The sequence below is a fragment of the Flavobacterium sp. genome, assembly GCF_044357305.1.
GTDB lineage: Bacteria > Bacteroidota > Bacteroidia > Flavobacteriales > Flavobacteriaceae > Flavobacterium.
In genome coordinates, this window is record NZ_JBIKPS010000030.1 from 20,925 (window position 1) to 28,167 (window position 7,243).

The 7,243-nt window shown below is 29.7% G+C and carries 10 protein-coding genes; all 10 read right to left on the minus strand.

What is annotated here, in order from left to right; translation table 11 throughout:
* Positions 1-2: 2 nt before the first annotated feature.
* Positions 3-788 carry a hypothetical protein gene (locus ACIQ2J_RS13545; protein ID WP_396170766.1) on the minus strand — a complete coding sequence of 262 codons (786 nt, stop codon included), beginning with the start codon at positions 786-788 and terminating at the stop codon, positions 3-5.
* Positions 789-884: 96 nt separating this feature from the next.
* A complete protein-coding gene (locus tag ACIQ2J_RS13550) occupies positions 885-1,055 on the minus strand; it encodes a hypothetical protein (protein ID WP_396170768.1) in 171 nt (56 codons plus the stop codon).
* Positions 1,055-2,434, minus strand: coding sequence for a hypothetical protein (locus ACIQ2J_RS13555; protein ID WP_396170770.1), 1,380 nt, complete (start codon positions 2,432-2,434; stop codon positions 1,055-1,057). The genes ACIQ2J_RS13550 and ACIQ2J_RS13555 overlap by 1 nt, the downstream gene beginning before the upstream one ends.
* Positions 2,435-2,524: 90 nt before the next feature.
* Complete coding sequence (locus tag ACIQ2J_RS13560) at positions 2,525-2,701, minus strand: hypothetical protein (RefSeq protein ID WP_396170772.1); 177 nt, start codon at positions 2,699-2,701, stop codon at positions 2,525-2,527.
* Between the two features lie 42 nt (positions 2,702-2,743).
* On the minus strand, positions 2,744-2,908 hold the full coding sequence (locus tag ACIQ2J_RS13565; RefSeq protein ID WP_396170774.1) for a hypothetical protein: 165 nt from the start codon (positions 2,906-2,908) through the stop codon (positions 2,744-2,746).
* Positions 2,909-3,062: 154 nt separating this feature from the next.
* Positions 3,063-4,007, minus strand: a complete 945-nt coding sequence (locus ACIQ2J_RS13570) for a hypothetical protein (protein ID WP_396170776.1) — start codon at positions 4,005-4,007, stop codon at positions 3,063-3,065.
* Positions 4,008-4,337: 330 nt separating this feature from the next.
* On the minus strand, positions 4,338-5,039 hold the full coding sequence (locus tag ACIQ2J_RS13575; RefSeq protein WP_396170779.1) for a toll/interleukin-1 receptor domain-containing protein: 702 nt from the start codon (positions 5,037-5,039) through the stop codon (positions 4,338-4,340).
* A gap of 33 nt (positions 5,040-5,072) precedes the next feature.
* A complete protein-coding gene (locus ACIQ2J_RS13580; protein ID WP_396170782.1) occupies positions 5,073-5,615 on the minus strand; it encodes a hypothetical protein in 543 nt (180 codons plus the stop codon).
* A gap of 1 nt (position 5,616) precedes the next feature.
* A complete protein-coding gene (locus ACIQ2J_RS13585) occupies positions 5,617-6,018 on the minus strand; it encodes a hypothetical protein (RefSeq protein WP_396170784.1) in 402 nt (133 codons plus the stop codon).
* 44 nt (positions 6,019-6,062) lie between these two features.
* Entirely contained in the window at positions 6,063-6,983 is a 921-nt protein-coding gene (locus ACIQ2J_RS13590; protein ID WP_396170786.1) for a hypothetical protein, read from the minus strand.
* Positions 6,984-7,243: the final 260 nt, after the last annotated feature.

Here is a 7,243-nt window from a genome sequence, read left to right on the forward strand (position 1 = left end):
ATTTATTTTTTGTTAAAAGTATTCAAATTTTTGTTCTCGTATTTATCTCTTTCTGTTTTTAATGAAACTAACCAATTAAGGTACATATCTTCGGGCATATTTCTGTACCCAATTTCGTGAATGTGTGCATATTCTTTCTCTAAATCAAAGAGCATTTGTTTTGATTTTTCTTGATTTTGTTCTTTCTTCATTTGTTTTTTGTGCGTTTCGGCTTGAAGAATTAAAGCCGTTACAAAATTGGGATATTCTTTGATGGCAGTTTCGCAACATTTTAACATAAATGTTCCGTCATTGTTTGGAAATTTCACGTTGTAATTGTCCGCTAAATCAATTAAAACAAGTGCAATACTTTCACGATTGTTTAATGCTTTCATATAAACGCCGTTTCTAATGGCATCAATGTGAACAAACCCCGATGCCATAATCCACGCATCAATTGGAAAAATTCCGCTTGTTAGTTCTGTGTTATACATTCCGTCTTTTATACTTCGATGTTTTATATAAACGTGATTTGGTGCAAGTGCTAAACTTGCTGTTGTTCCTAATTCTTCGCAAAGTATTTTATATAAATAAGGTAGCGAATGGCAATTTCCTTTTCGAGTTTTAAGAAGTTTTGAAACAAAAAGATTTTCTTTGGTATTGTGTCCAAAAACATCGTTAAAATCATAACCAAAAGGAATATATCTATAAATTGTATCGTTTATGTTTACAGGAATAGTGTCGTGCATTACTTCAAAAACTGATGCCCATTTGTTTACTGTGGCTTTGTCTTTTTCGTAATACTTCAATTCTCGTTCATTAATGATTGAATTACATAAACTATTTAAAGACTTGATTTGTTTGTTTAAATAGATAGTGTCTAATTCATTATCTAAATATGCATTTTAAACAGATAAAACAGCTTTTTTGAAACTATACTTATTTTCATCGACAAGCATGCTATTGAGCAAAGCGAAGCTTTGTTCAAAGTTTTTTTCTGGTGTTTCTAAATTTTGTGCTAGCGCACAAAATTTAGAAAAGAAAAATAGTATTAGAAGGAATTTATATTTTGTCATTATTGTTTGTTTTTTAAATCAATTTTTCTTTTGCCTTCGTTTAATACTTTGGTTAAACGTTGTAACGCTTCTTTTTCTTTTTCATTGTCTTGTTTGTTTTTTGTGGTTTGCAACGAACCTAACCATTTTTCGTATGCTTCGGCTGGCATCTGTTGAAAACCTAAATCATCTATTACTGCATATTGTTCGTGCATATTTCTTAAAATCTCAGCCGCTTCTGGAAAGTTTAAAATTTCTTCTCGGCTTTGTTGATTTGTTGGGTCAATTCCTAATAGTTTGACAGCGTATTTTAAGTGTTCCGTATTTAGATTTGCTTTATTCATATTTGCAGTAATACTTTTTGGGTTTAATTCGAGTGCTTTATTTGTTACTTTTTCTACAAATTCATCATAACCAAATTTATGAATATAACCCGATGCTAAATCGGTAAAGAATTGCGAAAGCAATTCTTTTTTAGTCATATTCTGCATATAAATATTATTTTGAATTGCTTCTGAACGAATAAAACCAATGTTTAAAATGAATGACGAAACTGTAAACATTCCGTTAGTTAATTCAAGATTGTACCATTTTCCTTTTTCGTCTTGAAACTTAATGTAAGAATGATTTGGCGATTGCGATAAGTAGGCAACTGCTCCAATTTGTTCTGCGAGTGTTAGATAGAGTAATGGCATAGAATGACATTGCCCTGTGTTAGTTTTTAAAAGTTTGGTTACAAACATTTTGCTCCAATTTATTAGTCCCCAATAATCTTCAAAGTCATATTTTATTGGAAAGTGTTTTTCTTTAAAACCTGTTGCTTGTGTTGTTTCGGTAAAGTATTTAAAAAGCATAAAGTTTTTGGCGGAATTACTTTCTGTATCAAAATTTAACTCTTTCATTTTTGCAAGAATAAATTCAGCAATTTGTTTTATGGTTTTGTCAAACTCTTCTTTTTGTAGTTTGTTTTCAAAATAAGCGTTTTCAATTTTAAAGTTTACATCTTTTATAGTATAGTTTTCTATGTTTAGCGTTAGCATTTCGTCAAAAACTTGTCGGTAACATTCTGTTCCTACTTTATTTGATAAACTTGGTAAGTCAAAGTTCATTAAATTATTTGAGTTTAATTCATTGATGTCTTTTCTTAATTGGTTTTGTGCTTCAAGTCTTTGTTGTTGATTACGTTCAACTTCTTGAATAATTTGTTGGTTTTGTTGTTGTATTCTTTTTTGTTCGTCAGTTCCGTTAATAATATTCATTGGATTTGGCGGTTGCATATTTGTTGGCGTTCCAAAGTTTTGATTTCCGTAATGTTGAAATTGTGTAGGTTGTGGAGCAGTAGGAAGTTTTACTTGTGAGAAAGTAAATATTGGAATTAAAAGAAATAATAGTGTCTTCATATTCGGTTTTTTTCAACGTTCTGTGTAGCTCTAGTGTTGCCACCAGCTTATACATATCTATAACTTTATGTAGCATTAATAGTTTGAAATTTATCTTCTTCTTTTTGTAGTGTAGGTAGTACTTGGGTTGGTTTTAGTTTCTTTTTTTGTAACGTATCGACCTGTTTCTGCACTACGGGATTGGTTGTAGGTTTTTGATTTTTTTTCTTGTGCATTTGCTGTTGTTGTTAGTAATGCGATGGCAATGATTGTGATGATTTTGTTCATTATTTTTGTTTTTTTGAATTTAATATGTTCTTTTATTGTTAGTTATATAATTTTTTTGAATTTAAATTTACTTTCTCCCCAATTATTTTTAATCCATTTTTTTATGTTTTCTTGACTGTGTAGATTAGTAGGAACTTCGTTTCTTATCATTTTCTCAATTTTTATTGCTGATGATTTTACTTTTAATATGTCAAATTTTTGTTCCATAGTTGTCTTTAAAACACACATTAACTTATTGATGCTATGTTTAGTTCTGGGTTTGTAGCCCGATATTGTTTGCTAAATCCTCAGATAATTGTTGTAAAATGTGAAAAATCTCTAAATTTGCCAGCATTAGGCAAAAAAGTGTTTTGCATAGGTTTTAATCAAGCGGCTTCTTTAATCCCTGTGATGTTCCATTTGACCATCTTGCTATTTCCATTTCACAAAAGCTCTGCATAGATGAGGCAATCTGATCAGGGTACTTTTCATATAATTCAAATACACTTTTAGCTTCAGCTATTAAATCATCTTGGGAAAACTGCACGCCATGAAATAGTTTATCTCTTATCCTTCCAGCAATCTCTATTACATCGTATCTGTATTTTACTTCGTTGATGTGCACTTCTGAAACTGCTCCATCTTCTAAGCCTAATAAATATTTAACTGCTTTTCGAGATGGTCTTTTCTTACTTTTTATTTTATAGGCAAAGCACTCTAAACAACTAAAAAATCTTGCAATTTTAAATTTAGGATTTACTTCTCTTAAAGCGTCTTGGAAAATAGATATACCAAAATTAAAATATTCATCTTCCTCAATAGCCTTTATTAAATTTGATATCTGGTTTTGAAAATCTTGTTCGGTATTGCCGAAGCCTAATCTTACTTTGTAATTGGAGTGAGGAATGACCAAACGAAAGAAGCTTTCATTCAATCTTAGAGTTAATATTCCAAATGGTGTTATATTATCACCTGATGCCCAACTAAGAATTCTATTTGCTTGATTAAGCTTTTCTCTTGAATTAGCTTCTAATTCTTCAGGTGGTGCATCAATATCTAATAAATACACAATTGCAACTACTGGTAAAGCATTTGAGCCTTGGGCAATTAAATTATTTAATCCATCTACATCCAAAGGAGCATCTGCAATTTCTAAAGCATACTGTCCTAAATAATTAGATTGAGAGTTAAATCCGATTGGCTTAAGCGGAATTGCAAATAAATTCTTACTTAATAAAATTGGCTCTTGAATAAAAGAACCGTAGTACAATTCATGTACTGATGGTCTCCTTTTAGTAATTTCCAATATTTCAGCCTGTGTCATCATAAAATTGGTGTTAACTTGTTCATAATATCAATGATTTATAATTTTTTTAATTAATGGATGTAGTTTATTATTCTATTTTCTTGGTTTAAATTTCGATGGTTTTAACGATTGTGTATTCCAGGGGTTCCATTATTGTCACGTTGACGTTTGTCGAGTTTTCCTGTTGAAGTTGCTATTCTTTTTGGTCCTGTTTTGATTGCTTTTGTGGTCATATATTTTATTATTTGATTATTTGATTATAGTTTTTAGTTTGGTTGCCACGCGATGGGAATCCTGCTTTAGCTTTGATATCTAGTGTCGTTAAAGTTATAACTTAATCTTTTTTTGATTTTATATAGTTATTAGTTCTGTTAGTTTTTTAGCAATATTTTCCATTGTATCTTCACAAGTGTCTAAACCATTCCTTGAACCTAATAATGGACTTACATCACGTAATTCTTCATATGTTATATTGTGAATAATTGGTACAAGTTGGTCTCTTGCTAGCAAAGCAGATAATTCTTTGTCAGCAACACCTTCATTTTGAATTCTTTTTAAAAAATCAGGAGTGACCAAAACGATTCCGATTTTTGACTTTACTAATCCTTTGTCAATTTCTCGAAGAAAAGATGTTCCTAGAGGTATATCTTTTTCACTAAACCAAACTGAAACTCCGTTTGATTCAAGTAAATCATGTAATTCTTTAGCTGATTCTTTCCTATCATCCCATGCATGACAAAGAAAAATATCTCTAAGGTCATGTTTTTCAGCTTTTTGTTCAACAATTTTCCTTATAGGAGTTAATGCCTTAATTTCTATGGGAGTGTAATAGATTGTTGAACCTGACTTTGACCAATTTGCTTTTTGGGTTCTTCCTTTGATGACGTTGTAGTTTCCAGAAGATGATGAACTTTTTGATGAAGAATATGAGTCATAGTGTGAAGGAGAATAAGAGTAAGAACCATATCCTCGAGATTTGTATCTGCAAACAGGACAATTTGCTGCACCACTGGCAGTTTTATGTCCATTTACTGGAGCTGTACATCTTGACATATTTTTATGTTTTAATTGGATTTTTTTAATTTTTCAATTTGTTGAGTTTATTTTTTCTTTTGTTACAAAAGTTAACTTTGATCTTTCAATATTGGTTCTTTTATCCTTAAAGCAAATTTTAAATCCTACACAATCATCTTCCGTTACATTTACAAAGTTATTAGTGATATTTGCAATCTCAAATATAAATTTGACATTATCATTTCTATTAAAATTTTTAATTGTTATTGAATATTCATTTTCCTTTAAAAGTTTTTTCTTAAATTTGTTTACTCCAGTTTTCGAAATATCGCTGTGTTTTAAAATTTTAGCAGTTACATCAAATTCAAAAATTACTGTAAATTCTTTATGATCAATATTTGTAGTATTGATAATTGCAAACTGTTTTGTGTAGATATTGTTATGAATAACACCCTCTTGAATGCTAATAGGTAATTTGGACATTATGTCCTCATCAATATAATGACAATCCATTTTTTGAATTCTACCTTTATTATGATTATAAAATACAGTTAAAGTTGCTCCTCCAAAACCACCAAGTAAATAGGGAATAATTTTCAAAAATAGTTCTCCCATTTTAATCAAAAATTATATTAATTATATTTCCAAAAGCATCTTGTTGATATGTACCCATTCTAGCACTAATTCCTATTCGTCTGCACAAATTAGAAGCAATGTTTTTAAAATTATAGGGAACCAGTAAGTAAAAGGTAGCTCTTATTTCAGTTGAATACTTTTTCCATTGGTTTATAGCTTCATTAAGATTAATACTATCAGATGTTTCAACTTCAATTATGAATTCAACAGTTGTTGTCCCCTTTAAAGTCAAAATAATATCAGGGTAATTATCATTAATACCTGCATTTTTATATCCTCCAGGATTTTCATAAATATCATAATCATTTTGATTAATGAAATTTTTAGTCTTAGAAATTACTTTATCATGAACTGATTGAGAATTGTATTGTCGGTCTGCCATTTTTATTTTTTTAGCTAACAAAATTTATGTCCTTTATATTAGTATTATCTTAAAAATCTATTTATTTCATTTGGCCAATTAATTCTATGTTCTATTCTAGCTAAATGTAAATCATTTCTTAAAATCTCGGATTTTGACAATCTACTAATCGCTTCCCAATCATTTGCTAAAATATAAGTAGCATTGTTAGGGTAAACACTTTCTAAAACATATGTATTGATATTAGGGAATCCAAAAATCCAATATCCTGTAAATCCTGCATTACCAAAAGCTATGAAATTTGGATTAGCATCATTTATTTGTTGGACTCGATGATTTATGACTTTTCGATTACGATTTTGGACGATTCCTAAATCAGTATTTACCCGTTCTATTAATTTCTCAAAAGGGTATTTTCCTGGTGGTAAAATTGACCAATTTTTTCTTTGTATTTCTGGTATTTTTACAATACTTAGGTTATTATTAAGCATCATACATTCTCCAAATATTTCAAAAAACAGATTAAAAATATCTCTAGCGTTAATTGAATTTTCTTCAGATTTCAATATTCTTGATGAAATAATTACTTTTTGATTTTCCACTTCTGCAATTGTTAATTCATGACTTCGAGGTGCTATGAATTTAATAGGATAACATTGATATGGAACATCTCTAATTCCTTCTTCTTCTTCAACTTCACCTCCACCAATAAATTTTTTCCATTTCCATATAGTTTGTCTGTATGCTGTTTCCATAGGGAGATGTTTTTGCCTTTCATTTCTACCTTCAGCATTAAATCGAGAAACGGGTCCTATAACTTTGGGTAGAATAGTTTCTCCTAATTCTAAATCTTGAGAAAAACCAATATCAATTAGTTTTTCTCTGTATCTTTCTAATTCATTTACAGCGATACAAAACTCACTATTATCTTCTATTAGATGCCAGTACAGTTCTAAATTACGTATTCTCTTTTTGCCTATTATCATACTGATTATATTTTAATTAATATAGTTTAGTTCCTTCATTTTGTTGCATATTAATCTTGTGCAGGATTGTCCGAATTTGGAGTCGTCCCAGTAGGATTGGTGCATTTCGTTGTAATAAATTTTTTCGACTTTGGACGAATTCAATAACTTAATGCAACAAATGATAAATTTTATCTTTGTTGAATTATGGAAAAATTACGCAGACGATTAACCTTAAATGAACGGATTATTATTCAAACTTTACTGGGTGAGAATAGATC

Excerpts from the sequence above, each read along its gene's own strand:
- ACIQ2J_RS13570 (WP_396170776.1), bottom strand. The coding sequence starts at position 4,007 with ATGATGACACAGGCTGAAATATTGGAAATTACTAAAAGGAGACCATCA.
- ACIQ2J_RS13550 (WP_396170768.1), bottom strand. The coding sequence starts at position 1,055 with ATGACAAAATATAAATTCCTTCTAATACTATTTTTCTTTTCTAAATTT.
- ACIQ2J_RS13590 (WP_396170786.1), bottom strand. The coding sequence starts at position 6,983 with ATGATAATAGGCAAAAAGAGAATACGTAATTTAGAACTGTACTGGCAT.
- ACIQ2J_RS13565 (WP_396170774.1), bottom strand. The coding sequence starts at position 2,908 with ATGGAACAAAAATTTGACATATTAAAAGTAAAATCATCAGCAATAAAA.
- ACIQ2J_RS13580 (WP_396170782.1), bottom strand. The coding sequence starts at position 5,615 with ATGGGAGAACTATTTTTGAAAATTATTCCCTATTTACTTGGTGGTTTT.
- ACIQ2J_RS13575 (WP_396170779.1), bottom strand. The coding sequence starts at position 5,039 with ATGTCAAGATGTACAGCTCCAGTAAATGGACATAAAACTGCCAGTGGT.
- ACIQ2J_RS13560 (WP_396170772.1), bottom strand. The coding sequence starts at position 2,701 with ATGAACAAAATCATCACAATCATTGCCATCGCATTACTAACAACAACA.
- ACIQ2J_RS13585 (WP_396170784.1), bottom strand. The coding sequence starts at position 6,018 with ATGGCAGACCGACAATACAATTCTCAATCAGTTCATGATAAAGTAATT.
- ACIQ2J_RS13555 (WP_396170770.1), bottom strand. The coding sequence starts at position 2,434 with ATGAAGACACTATTATTTCTTTTAATTCCAATATTTACTTTCTCACAA.